Origin of the sequence: Mesorhizobium ciceri WSM4083 (assembly GCF_000519305.1) — a bacterium.
Classification (GTDB): Bacteria; Pseudomonadota; Alphaproteobacteria; order Rhizobiales; family Rhizobiaceae; genus Mesorhizobium; species Mesorhizobium ciceri_B.
Window position 1 is genome coordinate 466,436 of the sequence record NZ_KI912610.1, and the last position, 19,142, is coordinate 485,577.

The following is a 19,142-nucleotide window of genomic DNA, read 5'->3' on the forward strand; positions in this document are numbered from 1 at the left end:
GTCAGGAGAATCGTCGTACCGAAGCCGCCGGCAGGCAGGTAAGCCCACGAGAGGGGCGCTGGATGTGCATGGTCATCATGAATTTCCCCTCCATCGGTTCGGGTTGACAATGGAACTGACATACCCGACTTCGCAGAAAATGGCCACCCGCAGGTCCAGCAATTTCCAAAACCGCTGATACGCTGTGGCCGATCTGCCACTTATTAGAAGGACGCGGAAATGAACTGTCGTCTCCGCATCGCGCTCTACCAGCCGGATATTGCCGGCAACACCGGGACAATCCTGCGCTTCGCCGCTTGCCTCGGGCTCGGCGTCGACATCATCGAACCGGCCGGCTTTCCGCTCTCCGACAAAGCGCTCAAGCGAGCCGGCATGGACTACCTCGAAATGGCTGCCCTGACCCGGCATGTCGACTGGCACGCCTTCGAGGACTGGCGGAAAGCCCGCGCGAACCGAGTGGTGCTGCTGTCGACCAAGGCCACGACCGCTTACACCAGCTTCACCTTCGCCGATGGCGACATTCTTCTGTTTGGCCGGGAATCCGCAGGCGTGCCGGATCCTGTCCATCAGGCGGCGGATGCGCGGCTGACCATTCCCATGCAGGGTACGGCGCGCAGCATCAACGTCGCGCTTTCCGTCGCCATGGTGGCGGGCGAAGCCATCCGGCAACTCGGATAACGGCACTCCGTCTCCCGTCATCTTGACCCAGGCGCACATCGCCTTCTCCTTCGTTTGCACATCCAGGGTTTCTTCGCTACAAGCTCAACTTAACTTGAGGTCAAGCGCAAATTGGGGCGGAAAATCAGACATGGCGCCTGTAACGGAATTGACGGTCGGCCAGGTGGCCATGCGCAGCGGGGTGGCGGTATCGGCATTGCATTTCTACGAGGCCCGCGGCCTGATCCGCAGCCACCGCACGTCGGGCAACCAGCGCCGCTACGGCCGCGACGTGCTGCGACGTGTGGCGATCATCAAAGTGGCGCAGGAGGTCGGCATCTCGCTGGCCGAGATCGGTGAAGCCCTGGCATCGCTGCCCGAAGGCCGCACGCCGACACGCGATGACTGGAACCTTTTGTCGACCGCCTGGCGCGACGGGCTCGATCACAAGATCGCCCAGTTGAAGAAACTGCGCGACGGGCTGACCGACTGCATCGGCTGCGGCTGCATGTCGATCGACAAATGCCCGCTGCGCAATAAGGGCGACCGGCTGGCGAGGGAAGGCACAGGGGCTAGGCGGCTGGTGGCCGGCTGAACCCCTTGTCGGGAGGCAAGTCGCCTTTCAGTCCGCCGCCGGCAACCGCCTGATGGTGAACTCGATCAGGTCGCCCGGCCGCTCGAACCAGCTTTCGATCTCGGTCCAGTAGGCCTGCTTGGGAAAGCGCTCGAACCATTCCTTGGCCTTGAGCCGCGCATCCGAGCGCGGCAGCACGAAGGTCTCGCGCAGGAAACCATCGCGCGGCATGCGCGCGTGTTCGGCCCGGCTTTGGTCGAGCCTCTTCTTCAGGCCATCCAGCGGCGGTCTTGCCGGGGTGCGCACGAAACAACTCCTTGCACCGTTATGACACTTGACCCTGTCCCCTAAGAGATTAGGGATCGCGCCCGGAAAAGACGAGTCTTTTGTCGACTCACGCCCCGCAACCGGAGACGGCACTTGGAACGACCTGAAATACCGGCAGGGCTGCCCGCCGACATCGAACAAAAGAAGATGAAGGCGCGCCTCTGGTTCGAGGCGCTGCGCGAACGCATCTGCGCCACCTTCGAGCAGATCGAGCAGGACCTTGGCGGGCCGCTGGCCTCGTGGTCGCCCGGCCGCTTCGAGAAGACGCCATGGGAACGTGACGAGGGGCGCGGCGGCGGCGGCACCATGTCGATGATGCACGGCCGCGTCTTCGAAAAGATCGGCGTTCACACTTCGACCGTCCATGGCGAGTTCTCGCCCGAATTCAGGAAGCAGATGCCCGGTGCCGAGGAAGACCCGCGCTTCTGGGCATCCGGCATTTCGCTGATCGCGCATCCCTGGAATCCCAACGTTCCGGCCGTGCACATGAACACGCGAATGGTGGTAACATCGCGCCAATGGTTCGGCGGCGGCGCCGATCTGACACCGGTGCTCGATCGCCGCCGCACCCAGGACGACCCCGACACGGTCGCCTTCCACCGCGCCATGCAATTCGCTTGCGAGAAGAATGCCGCGGTCGCCGATTACCCGAAATTCAAAACCTGGTGCGACGAGTACTTCTATCTATCGCACCGCAACGAGCCGCGCGGCACCGGCGGCATCTTCTTCGACTGGCTGCATTCGGGCGAGGACAAAGGCGGCTGGAATGCCGATTTCAACTTCGTCCAGGATGTCGGCCGCTCCTTTCTCGTCGTCTACGGTCACCTCGTGCGCGCCAACTTCAACGAGAACTGGACCGATGGCGACCGTGACGAACAGCTCATCCGCCGCGGCCGCTATGTCGAATTCAATCTGCTTCACGATCGCGGCACCATCTTCGGACTGAAGACCGGCGGCAATGTCGCGTCCATTCTCTCCAGCCTGCCGCCCGAGGTCCGCTGGCCGTAACAAAATGGTGAGCCCGGCGTGAGCCGCATTGATGTCCCATTCGCTCGAAATGGGCATGGAATGTGGCGCGCGGTGCGGCGAAAAATTTCTTTTTCGTCTAATAGGCTGTTGAAAAGACTGGTCTATTTGTGGCACCGGGTCGGGAAGCGCCGGCGGTTCGCCTGCGCGCAATTCCAGGAAAGTGCGAAACGGCTTTCCGACCGGAATTGCGTCAAGACAAAGCGAGCCGCGACCCGACGCGACCGGACGGCCCAAGACGATGCGGGACATCTTCGTCAAAAAGATACCCGCCTTTCCAGGAGTACTTCGCAATGCGCAAGATCATTGTTTCGGCTGCCGCCGCTGCCCTTCTCGCTTCCGGTTCGATGGCGTTCGCCGCCGTCAAGCACACCACCGGGACGATCAAGACCTTTGACACGACGGCCATGAGCCTGGTCCTCGATGATGGATCGTCTTTTACGCTTCCCAAGACCTTCAAGGACCCTGGCCTGACGGTCGGTGAAAAGGTCCGCGTCTCATGGGATATGAAGGGCAAGAACAAGGTCGCCGAGGCCGTCAAGGCCGCAAAATGATGGCTTGCGTGCCAGGGCAGGATGAGACGATATCCTTTCCTTTTTCGGCGTAGCGCAAGGGCGGAGCGACGCCGCTCCGCCCTTTTGCCGTTGACGGCAACCAATACCACCCCATCTGTGTTATGCTTCTCACCCGCTCGCGGTCCGCGGTTTCAACCCTGGGACCGGTCATGAGCCAAAAAAAGTACCGGAGCCTCGACCAGGCTCCACGGAGGAAAAGGAGAAAATCCCATGAAGGAATTTCACTGCGGGTCGCTCGTGCCCGGCTGTGACTGGCACACGCGTGCCGACGAGGAGGCCGAGGTCATGCGCCGTGCCGTCGAGCACATGCGCGAGACGCATGGCGAAACGGTCATCCGCGAGACGATGATCGAGGCGATCCGCTCGCGCATCGAAAAGACCCGCGACGCGGCCTGATCTACCCGGCCTTCAAGGCTTCGGCGGCGCGCTTGAGGAGCGCGTCGCGATCAGGGGTAAACCCGGCTTCGACCCATTCCGCCTCGAGATTCCTGAGGATTTCGCCGAGTTTCGGTCCTGGAGTTGCGCCGAGCGCCGTGAGATCGGCACCTTTCAGCGGAAACAACGGCTTCTCCCATTTGACGGCGAAGGCAAGCAGGCGCGAAAAGCCACCGGCTTCGAGCAGCGCCTCATTGTCCTCGACGGCGCGCACCCTGGCTGCCGCAAGCGACAGCCGCAGACGGTCGACAAACCCGTTCCGGTCGCCGCGATAGAGCCTTTTCGCCAGTTCGGCCTCGGTCGTCTTCGGCTCGACGGCGGTGGCAAGCGCCCAGTGGCGCAGGCGATCCGCTTCGGCGGTCGAGAGTTTGAGCCGCTCGGCAAGCGTCTTCATGCGAGCGGCATCGGGCGGCACGATCGCTTCCAGTCTGAGCAGCGGGTCGGCTGCCCACCCCAGATCCTTCTCTGCCCTGGTCAGCCCGTGGATGGCGTCGATGCCCCATTTCTCGCTTTCCGGCAGCGCAGCGGTCAAAACACTGGCCTGCCGCATCCAGAGCAGCGCCCGCGAGGGATCAGGTGCCGACAAAAGCTTCTTCAGTTCCGACCAGATTCGCTCGGGCGAAAGCTGGGCCAGCCCTTCCTTAAGCCGGGCGCAGGCCTTCAGTCCTTCGGCATCCGGCCGTCCGTTGCCGTACCAGGCGAAAAAGCGGAAGAAGCGCAGGATGCGCAGATAATCCTCGCGAATACGCGCTTCCGGGTCGCCGATGAAGCGCAGCCGGCGTGCCTCGATGTCTGCAATGCCGCCAACCAGGTCGACCACCTTACCATCGGCCTCGGCATAAAGCGCGTTGATGGTGAAGTCGCGCCGCTCGGCGTCGAGCTTCCAGTCGCGCCCGAACAACACTTTCGCGCGCCGCCCGTCGGTCTCGATATCGGCGCGCAACGTGGTGATTTCATAAGGTTTTCCGCCGGCAACCACGGTGATTGTCCCATGCTCGATGCCGGTTGGCACCGCCTTGAAGCCTTCCGCTTCGGCGCGGCGGAGGGTTTCCTGCGGCAGGCAGGTGGTGGCGATGTCGATGTCGGCGACAGGCTGGCCCATCAGCGTGTTGCGCACCGCGCCGCCGGCGACTCGCGCCTCTTCACCGCCTTCGGTCAGTGCGAACAGCAGGCGCTGCAGATGCTTGTCGGTGAGCCAATCAGCCCTGCCCGCGATCGAGACACTCACGCATAGAGCCTTTCATAGAGGGTACGAAGGATGCCGGCGGTGACGCCCCAGATGCGCCGGTCGCCGTAAGGCATGTCGTAGAAGAACCATTCGAGATCGTTCCATATACGGCTGTCGCGCTTGTGGTTGGCCGGGTCCATCAGGAAGCGCAGCGGCACTTCGAAGACGGCATCGACTTCGTCGGCGTTGAGCGTCAGTTGGAAACCGGGCCGCACGATGCCCAGCACCGGCGCGATGCGGTAGCCGCTGCCGGCGACATAGTCGGGCATGCGGCCGATGATCTCGATGCGGTCTTGCCCAAGCCCGATCTCCTCGAAGGTCTCGCGCAGCGCCGCCGCCTCAGGGCTCGGATCGGTCGGATCGATGGTGCCGCCGGGAAATGCCACCTGCCCCGAATGGCTGCGCAGCTTTTCGGCCCGTTTGGTCAGGAGAACCGTCGCATCGCCCTCATGATCGACGACCGGGATCAGCACCGCGGCATTGCGCAGCGCCTTGCCCTGGTTGAGGCGCGGATGGCCGGGGTTGAAGCGATGATCGCCATAATCGTCGCCGGCATGCGCATCCGGCTGCACGGCAAAACGCGCCCGAAAATCCGCGGATGAAAACGGCGCCGGCGTCACCTGGTCCATCACGCGCTCAGCCGCTTCAACTGGTCCGCCGGCATGATCGGGAACACGGCGCCCTTGGAGCGCACCGCGAACATCGTCTTGCCGCCGATCTCGATCTCCTCGCCATGCCCGACCAGTTCATACATAACCGGCCGCGCCACCAGCGCCTCCAGACGGCCACGCACCAGCACATAGGGCTTCAATCCGCCGGTCTCGTTCTCGTCGACAAACCGCAACGGCCGTTCCGGCCCCGCCTCGACCACATCGCCGACATTGGTGCGGAAGGTGATGGTCTGCGCTTCGCCGGCACCCGAAACGTCCATTTCGACGGCGATGAACGGCGCATCGGCGACGCGGATGCCGACCTTTTCCACCGGCGTCACCAGATAGGTCCTGCCATCGGCGTCCTTGCGCAGCACCGAGGAGAAAAGCTGCACCAGCGGCATGCGCCCGATCGGCGTGCCCAGATAGAACCAGGTGCCGTCGGCCTTGATCTCCATGTCCAGATCGCCGCAGAAGTCGGGATTCCAGCGTTCGACGGGTGCTGCGCCCTTGCCGGCACGGGCGGCGCGAGAGATGAGCGCCTCGAGGCCACGCGCCTCGGTGGCATCAGTCAGGCTTTCTTCACGATGTCCCAAGGGTCCCGTCATGGTCACGAAATAGTCACTGTTGTTGCGCTTGTCAGCCTAAGTCTGTGATTTAAGTTTCGACATAGGCGCCACGCGAGGCCGAATCGCGGCAACTTATGGTATGGTGCAGCCGTTGTTCCAGCCATGGTATTCCAACCACAAGGATCGATGCGGCATGAGCGTGATGGTCAAGGAAAGCCCGATCAGCGAAAAGGACATGATCGCCGAGGCCGAAAAGGCGCTTGCCGACATCTCCCGTATCCGCGACGGGGTCGGCCGGGTCATCTTCGGACAGGAAAGCGTCGTCGAGCGCACGCTGGTGGCGCTGCTGGCCGGTGGCCATGCGCTTTTGGTCGGCGTGCCGGGCCTCGCCAAGACCAAGCTGGTCGAAACACTTGGCATCGTGCTCGGCCTCGATTCGCGTCGCATCCAGTTCACGCCGGACCTGATGCCGTCCGATATCCTCGGCTCCGAAGTGATGGAGCAGGACGAAACCGGCAAACGCTCCTTCCGCTTCATCTCCGGGCCGATCTTCGCCCAGTTGCTGATGGCCGACGAGATCAACCGCGCGTCGCCGCGCACCCAGTCGGCGCTGCTGCAGGCCATGCAGGAATACCACGTCACCATTGCCGGCGCCCGCCATGACCTGCCGGCGCCCTTCCACGTGCTGGCAACCCAAAACCCGCTGGAGCAGGAAGGCACCTATCCGTTGCCCGAGGCCCAGCTTGACCGCTTCCTGATGCAGGTGGATATCCTCTATCCCGAAATCGAGGCAGAGCGCCGCATCCTTCTGGAAACCACCGGCATCGAGGACGCGAAAGCCCAGAACGTCCTGCAGCCGGTGCGGCTGAAGGAGATCCAGACGCTGATCCGCCGCATGCCGGTGCCTGAAAGCGTCGTCGAGGCGATCCTGACGCTGGTGCGCTCGGCGCGTCCCGGCCAAGGCAATGCCGAGACAGACAAGAACGTCGCCTGGGGTCCCGGCCCGCGCGCCAGCCAGGCGCTGATGCTGTGCACAAGGGCGCGCGCGCTTTACGACGGACGGCTGGCGCCCTCGGTCGACGACGTCCGTGCGCTGGCCGAGCCGGTGCTGCAGCATCGCATGGCGCTGACCTTCGCCGCCCGCGCCGAAGGCACCAGCGTGCGTGACGTGGTGGCGAAACTCGTGAAAGGGATTTGATGCCGCGCATCGGCGAGGTCCAGGCTCCGGCAGCGACGCGCGACGCGCTCGCCCGTGGCCGGTTGCGAGCCTCGCTTGTGCCAGACCTGCTGGTCGAGGCGCGCCGCATCGTCAACACCGTGATCGCCGGCTGGCATGGCCGCCGCAAGCGCGGAATCGGCGAGAATTTCTGGCAGTTCCGACCCTATGTCGAGGGTGATTCCTCGCGCATCGACTGGCGCCGCTCGGCCCGCGACGACCACACCTATGTGCGCGACCGCGAATGGGAAGCCGCCCATACGGTCTGGCTGTGGGCCGACCCCTCGCCGTCGATGCTCTACAAATCGACCGGCGCCAGCGTTTCCAAGCAATCGCGCGCGCTGGTGCTGGCGCTGGCCATGGCCGAACTGTTGTCGCGCAGCGGCGAGCGCATCGCCTGGCCGGGCCTCACCGACCCGTTCACCGCCCGCAACGGCGCCGAACGCATCGCCGCCCAGTTGATGCATGCGGGCGATTTGCCGGCAAAACCCGACCTGTCCGACATCAGGCGCTTCTGCGACATCGTCATCGTCAGCGACTTCCTCGATCCGGTCGAAGAGACGATGGCCTGGCTCGACGTGCTGGCCCGCCACGGCGTGCGTGCCCACCTGATCGAGGTCGCCGACCCGGCCGAGGAGACCTTCCCCTATGCCGGCCGCACCGAATTCACCGATCCCGAGACCGGCGACAAGCTGACCGCCGGCCGCGCCGAAATGCTGGGTGATGAGTATCGCCTGCTCTACGCCGCCCGCCGCCATGAACTGGCGGCCTGGTGCAAGCGGCTTGGCTGGAGCTTTACCGTCAACCACACCGATCGGCTCGCCTCCGACGCGCTGGTGCGGCTGCACATGGCGATGACCGCTGATGGCCCCTCGGTCAGGCCGACCGCCGGCGGTCGTGCCGGAAAGGCTGTCGCATGAGTTGGCTGCCGCTTTCCTTTGGCGCCCCCATGGTGCTGTGGGGCCTGCTGGCACTGCCGGTGATCTGGTGGCTGCTCAGGCTGACGCCGCCCAAGCCGCAGACCGAAATCTTCCCGCCGCTGAAGATCCTGGCGCGCGTGCTGAAGCGCGAGGAGACGCCGCAGCAGAGCCCGTGGTGGCTGACGCTGCTCAGGCTCTTGATGGCGGCCCTCATCGTCGCGGCATTGGCCGACCCGGTCTTCAACCCGCGCGAAAAGCTGCCGGCCGAGGGAGCCGCCCTTGCCCTGGTCATCGACAATGACTGGGCAAGTGCCGCCGACTGGGGCAAACGCGTCGCCACCGCCGAGCGGCTGATCAACGATGCCGGCGCCAACGGCGTGCCGGTCGTCATCGCCTTCACCGCCGAAAAGGCCAATGCCGAGATCGGCCCGTTCGATGCCGCCACCGCCCTTGACCGGCTGCGTGCCGCCAAGCCGCGGCCGATCCCGACCGACCGGCCCGCCGTCTATGCCCGCGTCGCCGGCGTGCTGGAGACCTTGCCCGGGGCCAGCGTCGCCGTGCTTGCCGACGGCCTGGCGGCAAAAGGCGATGAAGCCGCCTTCAACACGCTTTTGTCGAAAAATGCTACGCGTGTCGTCTGGGCAACCGCCGACAGGCTGTCGCTGACCGGCCTGACCGCCGCCGACAACCAGGTCGATGGCTTTGCACTGACCGCCATCCGCGCGCCGGGCGACCCTGCCCCGGCTCAGGTCACCGCCGGCGCCTTCGATGACAAGGGCCGCCGCATCGCCGATGCGACGCTGACCTTTTCGCCTGGCGAAACCACCGCCACCGGCACCATGGCGGTGCCGTTTGAGCTGCGCAACGACTTCGCTTCGATCGCGCTCGACGGCGAGCGCCAGGCCGGTGCCGTCCGCGTCCTCGACGAAAGCTCCAAGCGCCGCCGCGTCGGGCTGCTGTCGCAGGCCGAGGCCGACCAGGCGCAGCCGCTCTTGTCGCCGCTCTACTACATCAGGCGGGCGCTGCAGCCCTTCGCCGATCTGGTCGAACCCTCCAGCGCCGATCTTGCCGACGCCATCCCGCAGATCCTCGACCAGAAGCCCGCGATGATCGTCATGGCCGATATCGGCACCATTCCCGGACAGGTCCGGCAGAGACTTGTCGATTGGGTCAACAATGGCGGCACGCTGGTGCGTTTCGCCGGTTCGCGGCTGGCCACGGCGGGCGATGACGACGATTTGCTGCCGGTCCGCCTGCGCACCGGCGAGCGTTCGCTCGGCGGCGCGCTGTCATGGACGTCGCCGCAGCCTGTCACCGAATTCCCCAAGGCCGGCCCGTTCGCCGATCTGGCGCCGCCGACCGAGGTCACCGTCAGCAGGCAGGTGCTGGCCGAGCCGACACCCGATATCGTCGAGCGCACCTGGGCGGCCCTTGCCGACGGCACGCCGCTGGTCACCGGACTGAAGAAAGGCAAGGGCACGCTGGTGCTGTTCCACGTCACCCCTGAGGCGACCTGGTCGAACCTGCCGATCTCTGGCAGCTTCGTCGAGATGCTGCGCCGCATCGTGCAGCTGTCGCGCAACCAGGGCGCGGCCATCGCCAATGCCGAAGCCGCCGCGGCATCGCTGGCGCCTTATCGCATGATTGCAGCCGACGGCTCACTGGTGCCGCCGACGCCGGATGCGCGGCCGCTTGTACCGGGCGCCGGCGCGCTGCCGGTGACTTTTGAAAACCCGCCCGGTCTCTATGGTTCCGAGACGGGTGTATTTGCCCATAATTTGCTTGAAGCCGACAGCACGCTGGCCCCGCTGGCGCGCCCGCAAATCACTGTTCCCATCACCTCGATCCAGTATGCCTTTGACGAATCGCGCAGTTTGAAGGGCGCGCTGGTGGCGGCCGCCCTGGTGCTGATGCTGCTCGACACGCTGGCGGTATTCTGGATCGGCGGCCTGTTTTCACGCCGGCCGCGCCGCGCCGGTGCCGTGGCAACCACCGCCGCGGTCCTTATTGCGCTGGGTAGCCTGTTCGGTCATGCCGACCGTGCCCGCGCCGACGACGCCAAGCCGGGAGACGAGGTGGCCATCGAGGCGATTTCGAAGACCCGCATCGCCTATGTGCTGACCGGCGTGCCGGGCGACGATTCGATCAGCCGCGCCGGGCTCGAGGGCCTGACGCGCTTTCTGGTCGAGAAGACGGCACTGGAACCGGGCGAGCCGGCCGGCGTCGACATCTCGAGGGACGAGTTGTCGTTCTATCCGCTGATCTACTGGCCGATCGATCCGGCCGCCCCGATGCCGAGCCAGGCCGCCATCGCCCGCATCGACGCCTATATGCAGCAGGGCGGCACGGTGCTGTTCGACACCCGCGACCAGTTCGCCAACGGCATCGGCGCCGATTCGACCAGCCCCGCGACGGAGCGGCTGCGCGACATCCTCGGCAACCTCAACGTGCCGCCGCTGGAGCCGGTGCCATCCGACCACGTGCTGACCAAATCCTTCTTCATCCTGCCCGAATTCCCCGGCCGCTTCGCCGGCAGCCCACTGTGGGTGGAGGCCTCGCTCGACGCCAGCAATGCCGAGAACCGGCCGGTGCGCACCGGCGACGGCGTCTCGCCGATCATGATCACCGCCAATGATTTCGCCGGCGCCTGGGCGGTCGACGAGAATGGCGATCCGCTGCTGCCGACCGTACCGGCAGACCCGATGCAGCGCATCTACGCGCTGCGTGCCGGCGTCAACATCATGATGTACATGCTGACCGGCAACTACAAATCCGACCAGGTGCACGTGCCCATACTGCTCGAACGGCTGGGGCAGTAAGTCATGACGAACTGGTCGATCTCTTTCGAACCGCTGATCTCCTGGCCCTTGCTGGCCTTGGCGCTGGTGCCGTTGGCGCTGCTGGCACTGGTCGGCCTGTGGTTTCGCCAGCGCGGCTCGGTCTTCCGCTTCATTGCCCTGGTGGCGCTCGCGGCCGCCCTGTTCAACCCGGTGTTCCTCAACGAGGAGCGCGAGCCGCTGAAAAGCGTCGTCGCGCTGATTGTCGACCGCAGCCAGAGCCAGGATATCGGCGACCGCACCAAGCAGACCGACGAGGCACTGGCCGGGCTGCAGCAGCGTCTTGGCCGCTTCAAGCAGTTCGACGTGCGCGTCGTCGAGGCCGGCAAATCCGAGGCCGCCGAGGAGCGCACCGAGACACGGCTGTTCGGTGCGCTTGAAGGCGCCTTCCGCGACGTGCCGCCGTCACGCATCGGCGGCGCCATCATGATCACCGATGGCGAGGTCCATGACGCTCCCCCGGCCGCGCCCGATTTCAACGCCCCACTGCATGCCCTGATCACCGGCAACGACCACGAAAAGGACCGCCGCATCCGCTTCGAGAACGCGCCGCGCTTCGGCCTAGTCGGCAAGCCCCTCGACATGACCTACCGCGTCATCTCGACCGAAAACGAGACCGGCCCGGTCGATGTGCGCGTCTCGGTCAATGGCGAGCAGGTCGCGGTCGAGCACGCCACTGTCGGCCAGGCGATGCCGCTGCAGGTCACCATTCCGGGCGCCGGCCGCAACATCGTCGAACTCGCCATCGACCGCGAACCGGGCGAACTGACCGACACCAACAACCGCGCCATCGCGCTCATCGACGGCATTCGCGAGAATCTGCGTGTGCTGCTTGTCTCCGGTGAGCCGCATGCCGGCGAACGCACCTGGCGCAATCTGCTGAAATCCGACGCCTCGGTCGATCTCGTCCATTTCACCATCCTGCGGCCGCCGGAAAAGCAGGACGGCACGCCGATCAACGAATTGTCGCTGATCGCCTTCCCGACCCGCGAACTGTTCGTCGAAAAGATCAAGGATTTCGACCTCATCATCTTCGACCGCTACCAGCACCGCGACGTGCTGCCGATCCTCTATTACGACTACATCTCCGAATATGTCGAAAAGGGCGGCGCGCTGCTGATCGCGGCCGGCCCCGAATATGCCGGCGAAAGCTCGATCGCGCGCACGCCGCTGATGTCCGCCCTGCCGGCAATGCCGACCGGCGAGGTGGTCGACAAGGCCTTCTATCCGCGCCTCACCGAACTCGGCCAGCGCCATCCGGTGACGCGTGGGCTGGATGGCTCTGCCACCGAGCCGCCGCACTGGAGCCGCTGGTTCCGCACCATCGGCGTGCAGAATCCCGAAGGCGCAGTGGTGATGAAGGGCGCCGACAACCGGCCGCTGCTGTTGCTCGACCGTAAGGGCGAAGGCCGCGTCGGCATGCTGCTGTCCGATCAGGGCTGGCTGTGGGCGCGCGGCTTCGAGGGCGGCGGCCCGCATGTCCAGCTCTACCGGCGCATCGCGCACTGGCTGATGAAGGAGCCTGAACTGGAGGAGGAGCGGCTGACCGCCGACGGCCGCGGCATGGTGCTGGAAATCCGCCGCCAGACGATGGCTGACGATCCCGGCCCCGCCCAGATCATCACCCCGTCCGGCAAGACCTTGACCGTCAAGCTCGAGAAATCCGAGCCCGGCGTTTTCCTCGGCAGCGTCGAGACCAGCGAGATCGGCCTCTATCAGGTCGCCAATGGCGACCTCACCGCGCTCGCCCATGTCGGGCCGGTCAACGCACCGGAATTCGCCGACGTGATTTCCACCGAAAGCCGGCTGAAAGCGCCGGCTGAAGCCACCGGCGGCAGCGTGCGCCGGCTGGCGCCGTCCACAGCCCTTGGCAGCGACGTGACGCTACCCTCCATCGTGCCGGTGCGCTCGGCTGGTGCCGCGTCCGGCAACGACTGGATCGGACTGCGCACCACGGACGACAGCGTGCTCAAGGCCGTCTCGCGCGTGCCGCTGTTCGGCGGCTTCCTCGGCCTCGGCCTGCTGCTTCTGGCAATGGGTTCGATGTGGTACCGCGAGGGACGGTAGGGCTACTCTTCCGGCTCCGTCGTGAACATCAGCGGATAGCCCTTGGCCTTGCCGGCATCGGTGGCGCGCGTCGCCTTGGTCTCGGCGACATCCTTGGTGAACACGGCGACGACGCAGACGCCGCGACGATGCGCGGTGATCATCACGCGATGCGCCTGGTCTTCGCTGAGCTTGAACTCGCCCTTCAGCACCGTCACCACAAATTCGCGCGGCGTGAAATCGTCATTGATGAGGATGACCTTGTACAGCTTTGGCCGTTCGACCTGCGGCTTGACCTGGACGCGCGGTTTTGTGGTGATTTCAGGCATCGGAACCAACAATTTGCGTAAGCGACGTGACCGTCATTCTGGTACCGGTGAAAACGGTCGTCCATTTTGATCGACGCGCGAAACCGGTGTCCGCCGACGCGGCCATCCACAATCATGTGGGAAGGTGTCGGTTGCCGTTCAACGGTCCTAACGGCCGAACATGCGGCGGCTGGGAATCTGCCGAGCGGCCGTGGCCGACGGCATATTGGACCGAAAGCGGTTTCCACCGGCATCCGCCCGGCGTTCCAGCCAGGTGGCGATCGGCCATGCGGCGACGCAGATCAGCGTCGCGCCGGTCAGCATGACCAGCAGCCAGGTCTGTGCCGGCGTGATATAGTCCCAGTTGGTGGAAATCGCCGGCGCGAACAGCGAAGGCTCGGTGCGTCCGCTGGCCGGATCGGGCACCGGGCTGGCGGTGAACAGGATCAGCACCCTGGCGACGCCGGTGGCAACCAGGCCGCCGATCACCATCGAGCGCAAAATGGACGAAAGCCGCTTCTTCATGCGGATTGTCCTACACGGTCGGCGTTGCAAACGGGTTAAGTGTCAGTCGAGGCGGAAGCTGCCGGTGCCAGACTTCGTCAAGATCAGTTGAGCCCATCGACCCGCTTCATCGCCAACGTCAGGGCTTCAGCGGTTCGGACAGGAAGAAGGCCGCTCCAGCCGAAACCAGCTGGAGCGGCCTTGGTCAACAGGCCGGCATTTTGTGCCGGACCTTATCAGGTCTTCGGGGCGTCCTTCTTGACGGCCTTCTCGGCAGCCTTCTTGTGCTTCTTGACGGTCTTCTTGACGACCTTCTTCGGAGCAGCCTTGGCCGGAGCGGCAGTCGCCGGAGCGGTGGTCGTCGAAGCAGCCGGAGCAGCGGTCGTGGTGGCGGCGGCGTTGCCGAGAGCCGGCATCGCGAAAGCGAGAGCGACGGCGAGACCGGTGGCGGAGAGGATGGACTTTTTCATGGCTTCGTTTCCTTTTTATGCGGGTCAAGTTTCTGAGTGCTACTGAACCGGGTCGTTCGGCGTCACTCCAAGCAGCTTCAAAGCATTGGCGAGCATCCGGATGCCCTGCGCCTGTTTCTTGGCGGCGCAGTACCGGTTGCCCTTTCTCTGAAGTGCCTTTGCCGCGGTGACCTGCGTTGCCGTGGCATGGGTTTCGAGGGCTTCATCAAATTGGTGGCTGAGATTGGCGCACCGTTCGCTCCGGGTTGTGAGCGTGGCCTTTGCGTCCGATTGTCCGACAGCGGCAGTGACCAGGCAGAAGCCCAGCAACGCACCCAACAAACTGATCGACAACCTTGGCATCGGTTTATCCGTAAACCCGGAGACTAGCGTCGCAGCCGATGACCTGACCGCCACGAGATCAGTTATGCCCTTGAAATTTTTCAGGAGTTTTTCTGAACTGTAGAATTTTGTTTCTGGAGTGTGTCTGAGAAAGCCGGTGTGAACCCATCATAGCCACTGGCCAACATATGGCCTGAATTCTATCGTGTGGGTTGCGACAGAAGGGCTTGGCAATCAAAGACAGAAGGGCTTGGCAACAATGACAGGGCTGCTGTGAAATCCGACGCACACATACTGATCGTCGACGACGACAAGGGTATTCGCGACCTGCTGCAGGAGTTCTTCCAGAAGCGAGGCCTGCACACCTCGGTTGCCGCCGACGGCATCGAGATGGAGACCATCCTGCGGCGCGTTCAGGTGGACCTCATCGTCCTCGACGTGATGCTGCCCGGCAAAAGCGGGCTGGAGCTGTGCCGCGACCTGCGCGCCCAGTATTCGACGCCGATCATCATGCTGACCGCCGTCACCGAGACGACAGACCGCGTCGTCGGCCTGGAAATGGGCGCCGACGACTATGTGCCCAAACCATTCGATCCGCGCGAGCTTTTGGCGCGTATCCGCGCCGTGCTCAGGCGCAATGGCGCCGCCGAGCCCAAGCGCGCCTCCACCAAGCAGATCTACCGCTTCGCCGGCTGGACGATGGACTGTGCTCGGCGCCGGCTGATCGCACCCGACGATGTCAGGGTCGAGCTGACCATGGCCGAATTCAACCTGCTGCAGACCTTCGTCAAGAGCGCGCAGCGCGTGCTGACCCGCGACCAGCTCATCGAACTGTCCGGCGGCGACAGCGACTATTCCTTCGACCGCAGCATCGACATCCTTGTCAGCCGGTTGCGGCGCAAGATGGAAGACGACCCCAAAACGCCCAAACTGATCCTGACCGTGCGCAGCGGCGGCTACCAGTTCCTGCCCGAGACGACCTCCGAATGAGACGTTTCCTGCCGCAGACCTTGCCTGTCTGGGTGCTGCTGATCGTCATTGCCGGGCTGCTGATCAGCCAGGTCGCGACCCTCTACATCGTGTCGCGCGACCGCGCCGCCGCCAACGACGTCGTCGACCTCTACCGGCTCAACGACCGTGCCTTCTCGCTGGTTCAGCTCATGCATGACGCCAGTCCGGACGAGCGCAAGGCGACGGCGACCGGCCTGTTCAATTCAACCTACGCGCTCACCGTTTCGGACACGCCGGCGGTCACTTCGTCGATCGCCGGTGATGACGAACTAGCCGAACTCGAAGACATCCTCGTCGGCAGGCTGTCGAAATTCGGCATCACCGATGCACGCGTGCGCCGCGATCCGGCGACGCGCGAGGGTGATGACGCGGACGGCACGACGCCGGGACCCGACATCGGCCAGGTCGAGCGCGACCTTCTGGTATTGGCCGCCGACTTCGCCCAGAGCGACAAGCTGACGGCCTCGCTGCGCTTCGCCGACGGCCAATGGCTGAACTTCACCGAGCCGATCACGCCGGTCGGCCCGATCCTGAGCTTCGACAGCCTGCCGCTCTATTCGCTGATCGCAGGGCTGGTGGTGATCATGTCGATCTGGTCGCTGCGCCGGCTGACGGCGCCCTACCGGATGATGGAGACCGCCGTGAACCGGATCGGCAAGGATCTGAAGAGCCCGCCGATCGCCGAGAGCGGCAGCCGCGAAGTGCGAGCCGCCGCCAAGGCGATCAACGCCATGCAAGCAAGGTTGCGCGAATATGTCGAGGACCGCGAACATCTGGCAGCGGCACTGGCGCATGATCTGCGCACGCCGATGACCAGGATGCGCCTGCGCCTGGAGCTGTTGCGCAAATCGGCGGTCCGCGAGGCGTTGGCGCACGACCTCGCCGATGTCGAGGGCATCGCCAGCTCGGTGATCGACTTCGCCACTTTCGAAGTGACCGAGGAGAAGAGCGAACGCATCGATTTCTGGTCGCTCGTGGAATCGATCGCCGACGGCTATGACGACGTGTCGTTCGACGACGAGACCCGTTCGCGCGGGCTGATCTGCATGGCGCGGCCGGTCGCGCTCAAGCGCTGCGTCACCAATCTGGTGCAGAACGCGGTCACCTACGGCAAGAAGGCGCATCTTTCGCTGCGCCGGTCGGAAGACATGATCCTGCTCACCATCCGCGACGAGGGGCCGGGCATACCGCAGGCACAGATCGATGCCGTGTTCGGCTCGTTCGTGCGCCTCGAACAGTCGCGCAACCGCCAGACCGGCGGCCTGGGCCTCGGCCTGACCATTGCCCGCAACATCGCGCGCGCCGCCGGCGGCGAGATCCGCCTGTCCAACAACCCGGGCGGCGGCCTGCTGACGCAACTGCGCCTGCCGCTGGCGGCTTAAAAAAGAGGCGCGATTGGTCGCTGCCTCGTCGATATTGAGTTCCGAAGAACCTACCTTCTCAGCACCGCGCTCAGCACGTCGCGGATGCCGATGGCGCCGACGAAGCGCGACTGATCGTCGAACAGCGCCACGGGAGCGGTCTGCGAACGGTGCATGGCCAGCATCACGGTTTTCAGCGAGGTGCCCGGATTGGCCCAGAACACTTGCGCGGCTTCCTCGGATTGGCCTTCGACATCGGCGCACGACACCCAGACCGCCGGCTTGCCATCGCGTTCGGCGGCCGCCACCAGCCCGTGATCGTCGATCTTGAAGCGCGTCGTCTTGCGGCGGTCGAGCCACACCCAGCCGTCCTTGCCGTGCTCCAGATCGCGACGGTCTCGCATCACGTTCCAGGCGGTCAGCACCGACAGCGGGTTCACATTGGCGATGAAGTCGCGGACATAGTCGTTGGCAGGGCGCAGCACGATGTCCTCCGGCGCGCCGGTTTGCACGATGCGCCCACCCTCCATGATGGTGATGTGGGAACCGATCTTCAGCGCCTCCTCGAGGTCGTGGCTGACGAAGATGATGGTCTTCTTCAATTCGGCCTGCAGCTGCAGCAATTCGTCCTGCAGCTTGGTGCGGATCAGCGGGTCGAGCGCCGAGAACGGCTCGTCCATCAGCAGGATCGGCGCCTCGGTGGCGAAGGCCCGCGCCAGGCCGACGCGCTGCTGCATGCCGCCCGACAGCTCATGCGCGTATTTCTTCGACCACTGGTCGAGATTGACCAGCTTGAGCTGGCGTTGCACGCGCTCCTTGCGCTCTTGCTCCGGTACGCCGGCGAGTTCGAGGCCAAGACCAACATTCTCCTCCACGGTGCGCCAGGGCAAAAGGCCGAACTGCTGGAACACCATCGCCACCTGTTTCTGGCGCAGGCGCCGCAACGTCGCCTCGTCGCAGGTGACGACATCGACGGTCTTGTCGCCATCCTTGACCAGAACCTGGCCGCGCGACACGACGTTCAGCCGGTTGACCGCCCGCAGCAATGTCGACTTGCCCGAACCGGAGAGGCCCATCAGCACGGAGATCTCGCCCTCGTTCACCGTCAGGCTGGCGCCGGCGCAACCCAGTACATTGCCGGTCTTTTCGAGGATCTCGGCGCGGCTGGCTCCGGCGTCGATCATCTTCAGCGATCCGGCCTGGTCGGCGCCGAAGACGATATCGACGTTCCGGAAATCGACGGCGACGGTCATTTCTTGCCTCCAACGGCGATGCGGGTCATCCGGTCGAGCACGATGGCCAAAACGACGATGGCGAGGCCCGCCTCAAGCCCGAGGTCGATCTTGCGCGAACCCAGCGCCCGGTTGATTTCGGTGCCGAGGCCGCCGGCGCCGATCAGTGCGGCAAACACCACCATCGACAGCGACAGCATGATGCACTGCGTCAGACCGGCCATGATGGTGGGCAGCGCCGAGGGCAGCTCCACCTTCCACAGCAACTGGCTCTTGGTGGCGCCGAACGCCTCGCCGGCCTCGACGATCGACTTCGGCACCGAGACGACGCCGAGATGCGTCAGCCTGACCGCGGTCGGGATGACGAAGATGATGGTGACGATGAGGCCGGGCGCATTGCCGAGGCCGAACAGCGTCAGCACCGGGATGAGGTAGACGAAGGTCGGCAGGGTCTGCATCAAATCGAGCACCGGCAGCATGACGCGATAGACCTTCGGCTTGTGCGCCGCCCAGATACCGAGTGGCACACCGATGGCCATCGAGGCGGCGGCGGCGGCAACCACCAGCACCAGCGTCTCTACCGTCTGCTTCCAGAGGTTCTGGTTGAGGATGAACAGCAACCCGAAAAATACGGCCACGGCCAAGCCTCTCGATCGCTGCAGATAATAGGCAAGCAGTGCAATCAGCGCGATGAGAAGGACCGGCGGTACCAGCAGCAGCGAGTCGACCACTCCGTCGAGCAGGAAATTCAAACCGCCGGAGAGACCGCGGAAGAAGGTGTTGAAATTATCGGTAAGGAAGGTGAAGAACGCTTTGCCCCATTCGCCTATGGGGATCTTGTAACTGACAAAGAATTTTGAAATCGGATCCATCTT

The 19,142-nt window shown here is 64.6% G+C and carries 21 protein-coding genes; 11 read left to right on the top strand and 10 right to left on the bottom strand.

Features of this window, described 5'->3' with window-relative positions; translation table 11 throughout:
- Positions 1 to 219 precede the first annotated feature (219 nt).
- Both MESCI2_RS0128325 and soxR read left to right on the top strand, forming a co-directional pair.
- Positions 220 to 678, top strand: coding sequence for a tRNA (cytidine(34)-2'-O)-methyltransferase (locus tag MESCI2_RS0128325; RefSeq protein WP_027039408.1), 459 nt, complete (start codon positions 220 to 222; stop codon positions 676 to 678).
- Positions 679 to 808: 130 nt separating this feature from the next.
- The gene (gene soxR, locus MESCI2_RS0128330; protein WP_027039409.1) at positions 809 to 1,252 is read left to right on the top strand and encodes a redox-sensitive transcriptional activator SoxR; all 444 of its coding nucleotides are present in this window, start codon (positions 809 to 811) and stop codon (positions 1,250 to 1,252) included.
- Between the two features lie 27 nt (positions 1,253 to 1,279).
- On the opposite strand, the gene MESCI2_RS0128335 is transcribed toward soxR, so the two are convergent.
- Positions 1,280 to 1,537 carry a hypothetical protein gene (locus MESCI2_RS0128335; RefSeq protein WP_027039410.1) on the bottom strand — a complete coding sequence of 86 codons (258 nt, stop codon included), beginning with the start codon at positions 1,535 to 1,537 and terminating at the stop codon, positions 1,280 to 1,282.
- A gap of 114 nt (positions 1,538 to 1,651) precedes the next feature.
- Here MESCI2_RS0128335 and hemF point away from each other — a divergent pair, with 114 nt between their 5' ends.
- From hemF to MESCI2_RS0128350, 3 genes are all read left to right on the top strand, one after another.
- Positions 1,652 to 2,566 (top strand): oxygen-dependent coproporphyrinogen oxidase, encoded by a 915-nt coding sequence (gene hemF / locus MESCI2_RS0128340; RefSeq protein WP_027039411.1) that lies wholly within the window; start codon positions 1,652 to 1,654, stop codon positions 2,564 to 2,566.
- A gap of 311 nt (positions 2,567 to 2,877) precedes the next feature.
- Positions 2,878 to 3,138: a DUF1344 domain-containing protein gene (locus tag MESCI2_RS0128345; protein WP_027039412.1), complete on the top strand. Its 261-nt coding sequence runs from the start codon at positions 2,878 to 2,880 to the stop codon at positions 3,136 to 3,138.
- A 231-nt stretch (positions 3,139 to 3,369) separates the two neighbouring features.
- Entirely contained in the window at positions 3,370 to 3,555 is a 186-nt protein-coding gene (locus tag MESCI2_RS0128350) for a DUF1059 domain-containing protein (RefSeq protein WP_013529972.1), read from the top strand.
- Position 3,556: 1 nt separating this feature from the next.
- On the opposite strand, the gene MESCI2_RS0128355 is transcribed toward MESCI2_RS0128350, so the two are convergent.
- Genes MESCI2_RS0128355 through MESCI2_RS0128365 form a run of 3 tightly spaced genes read right to left on the bottom strand, consistent with a single transcriptional unit; the run spans position 3,557 to position 6,080 of the window.
- Positions 3,557 to 4,822, bottom strand: coding sequence for a CCA tRNA nucleotidyltransferase (locus MESCI2_RS0128355; RefSeq protein WP_027039413.1), 1,266 nt, complete (start codon positions 4,820 to 4,822; stop codon positions 3,557 to 3,559).
- On the bottom strand, positions 4,819 to 5,451 hold the full coding sequence (locus MESCI2_RS0128360; protein WP_027039414.1) for a CoA pyrophosphatase: 633 nt from the start codon (positions 5,449 to 5,451) through the stop codon (positions 4,819 to 4,821). Before MESCI2_RS0128360 ends, MESCI2_RS0128355 begins: the two co-directional genes overlap by 4 nt.
- The gene (locus tag MESCI2_RS0128365; protein WP_027039415.1) at positions 5,451 to 6,080 is read right to left on the bottom strand and encodes a DUF1285 domain-containing protein; all 630 of its coding nucleotides are present in this window, start codon (positions 6,078 to 6,080) and stop codon (positions 5,451 to 5,453) included. The genes MESCI2_RS0128360 and MESCI2_RS0128365 overlap by 1 nt, the downstream gene beginning before the upstream one ends.
- A gap of 154 nt (positions 6,081 to 6,234) precedes the next feature.
- Between MESCI2_RS0128365 and MESCI2_RS0128370 the strand changes: the two genes are divergently transcribed.
- The 4 genes from MESCI2_RS0128370 to MESCI2_RS0128385 are packed head-to-tail and all read left to right on the top strand — an operon-like array spanning position 6,235 to position 13,081.
- Complete coding sequence (locus MESCI2_RS0128370; protein WP_013529968.1) at positions 6,235 to 7,239, top strand: AAA family ATPase; 1,005 nt, start codon at positions 6,235 to 6,237, stop codon at positions 7,237 to 7,239.
- Positions 7,239 to 8,177 (top strand): DUF58 domain-containing protein, encoded by a 939-nt coding sequence (locus tag MESCI2_RS0128375; RefSeq protein ID WP_027039416.1) that lies wholly within the window; start codon positions 7,239 to 7,241, stop codon positions 8,175 to 8,177. The genes MESCI2_RS0128370 and MESCI2_RS0128375 overlap by 1 nt, the downstream gene beginning before the upstream one ends.
- Positions 8,174 to 10,996 (top strand): DUF4159 domain-containing protein, encoded by a 2,823-nt coding sequence (locus tag MESCI2_RS0128380; RefSeq protein ID WP_027039417.1) that lies wholly within the window; start codon positions 8,174 to 8,176, stop codon positions 10,994 to 10,996. Before MESCI2_RS0128375 ends, MESCI2_RS0128380 begins: the two co-directional genes overlap by 4 nt.
- 3 nt (positions 10,997 to 10,999) lie before the next feature.
- The gene (locus tag MESCI2_RS0128385; RefSeq protein ID WP_027039418.1) at positions 11,000 to 13,081 is read left to right on the top strand and encodes a membrane protein; all 2,082 of its coding nucleotides are present in this window, start codon (positions 11,000 to 11,002) and stop codon (positions 13,079 to 13,081) included.
- 2 nt (positions 13,082 to 13,083) lie between these two features.
- Here MESCI2_RS0128385 and clpS read toward each other — a convergent pair whose 3' ends face one another.
- The 4 genes from clpS to MESCI2_RS0128405 form a co-directional block, all read right to left on the bottom strand.
- Positions 13,084 to 13,389: an ATP-dependent Clp protease adapter ClpS gene (gene clpS / locus MESCI2_RS0128390; protein WP_027039419.1), complete on the bottom strand. Its 306-nt coding sequence runs from the start codon at positions 13,387 to 13,389 to the stop codon at positions 13,084 to 13,086.
- Between the two features lie 147 nt (positions 13,390 to 13,536).
- Complete coding sequence (locus MESCI2_RS0128395) at positions 13,537 to 13,893, bottom strand: hypothetical protein (RefSeq protein WP_027039420.1); 357 nt, start codon at positions 13,891 to 13,893, stop codon at positions 13,537 to 13,539.
- A gap of 215 nt (positions 13,894 to 14,108) precedes the next feature.
- Positions 14,109 to 14,342 carry a hypothetical protein gene (locus MESCI2_RS0128400; protein ID WP_013529962.1) on the bottom strand — a complete coding sequence of 78 codons (234 nt, stop codon included), beginning with the start codon at positions 14,340 to 14,342 and terminating at the stop codon, positions 14,109 to 14,111.
- Positions 14,343 to 14,381: 39 nt separating this feature from the next.
- A complete protein-coding gene (locus tag MESCI2_RS0128405; RefSeq protein WP_024504541.1) occupies positions 14,382 to 14,684 on the bottom strand; it encodes a hypothetical protein in 303 nt (100 codons plus the stop codon).
- Between the two features lie 252 nt (positions 14,685 to 14,936).
- On the opposite strand from MESCI2_RS0128405, the gene MESCI2_RS0128410 reads away from it, so the two are divergent.
- Both MESCI2_RS0128410 and MESCI2_RS0128415 read left to right on the top strand, forming a co-directional pair.
- Positions 14,937 to 15,653 carry a response regulator gene (locus tag MESCI2_RS0128410; protein WP_027039421.1) on the top strand — a complete coding sequence of 239 codons (717 nt, stop codon included), beginning with the start codon at positions 14,937 to 14,939 and terminating at the stop codon, positions 15,651 to 15,653.
- Complete coding sequence (locus MESCI2_RS0128415; RefSeq protein ID WP_027039422.1) at positions 15,650 to 17,056, top strand: ATP-binding protein; 1,407 nt, start codon at positions 15,650 to 15,652, stop codon at positions 17,054 to 17,056. Before MESCI2_RS0128410 ends, MESCI2_RS0128415 begins: the two co-directional genes overlap by 4 nt.
- A gap of 50 nt (positions 17,057 to 17,106) precedes the next feature.
- On the opposite strand, the gene choV is transcribed toward MESCI2_RS0128415, so the two are convergent.
- Positions 17,107 to 18,288, bottom strand: a complete 1,182-nt coding sequence (choV, locus tag MESCI2_RS0128420) for a choline ABC transporter ATP-binding protein (protein ID WP_027039423.1) — start codon at positions 18,286 to 18,288, stop codon at positions 17,107 to 17,109.
- The gene (gene choW, locus MESCI2_RS0128425; protein ID WP_027039424.1) at positions 18,285 to 19,139 is read right to left on the bottom strand and encodes a choline ABC transporter permease subunit; all 855 of its coding nucleotides are present in this window, start codon (positions 19,137 to 19,139) and stop codon (positions 18,285 to 18,287) included. The genes choV and choW overlap by 4 nt, the downstream gene beginning before the upstream one ends.
- Positions 19,140 to 19,142: the final 3 nt, after the last annotated feature.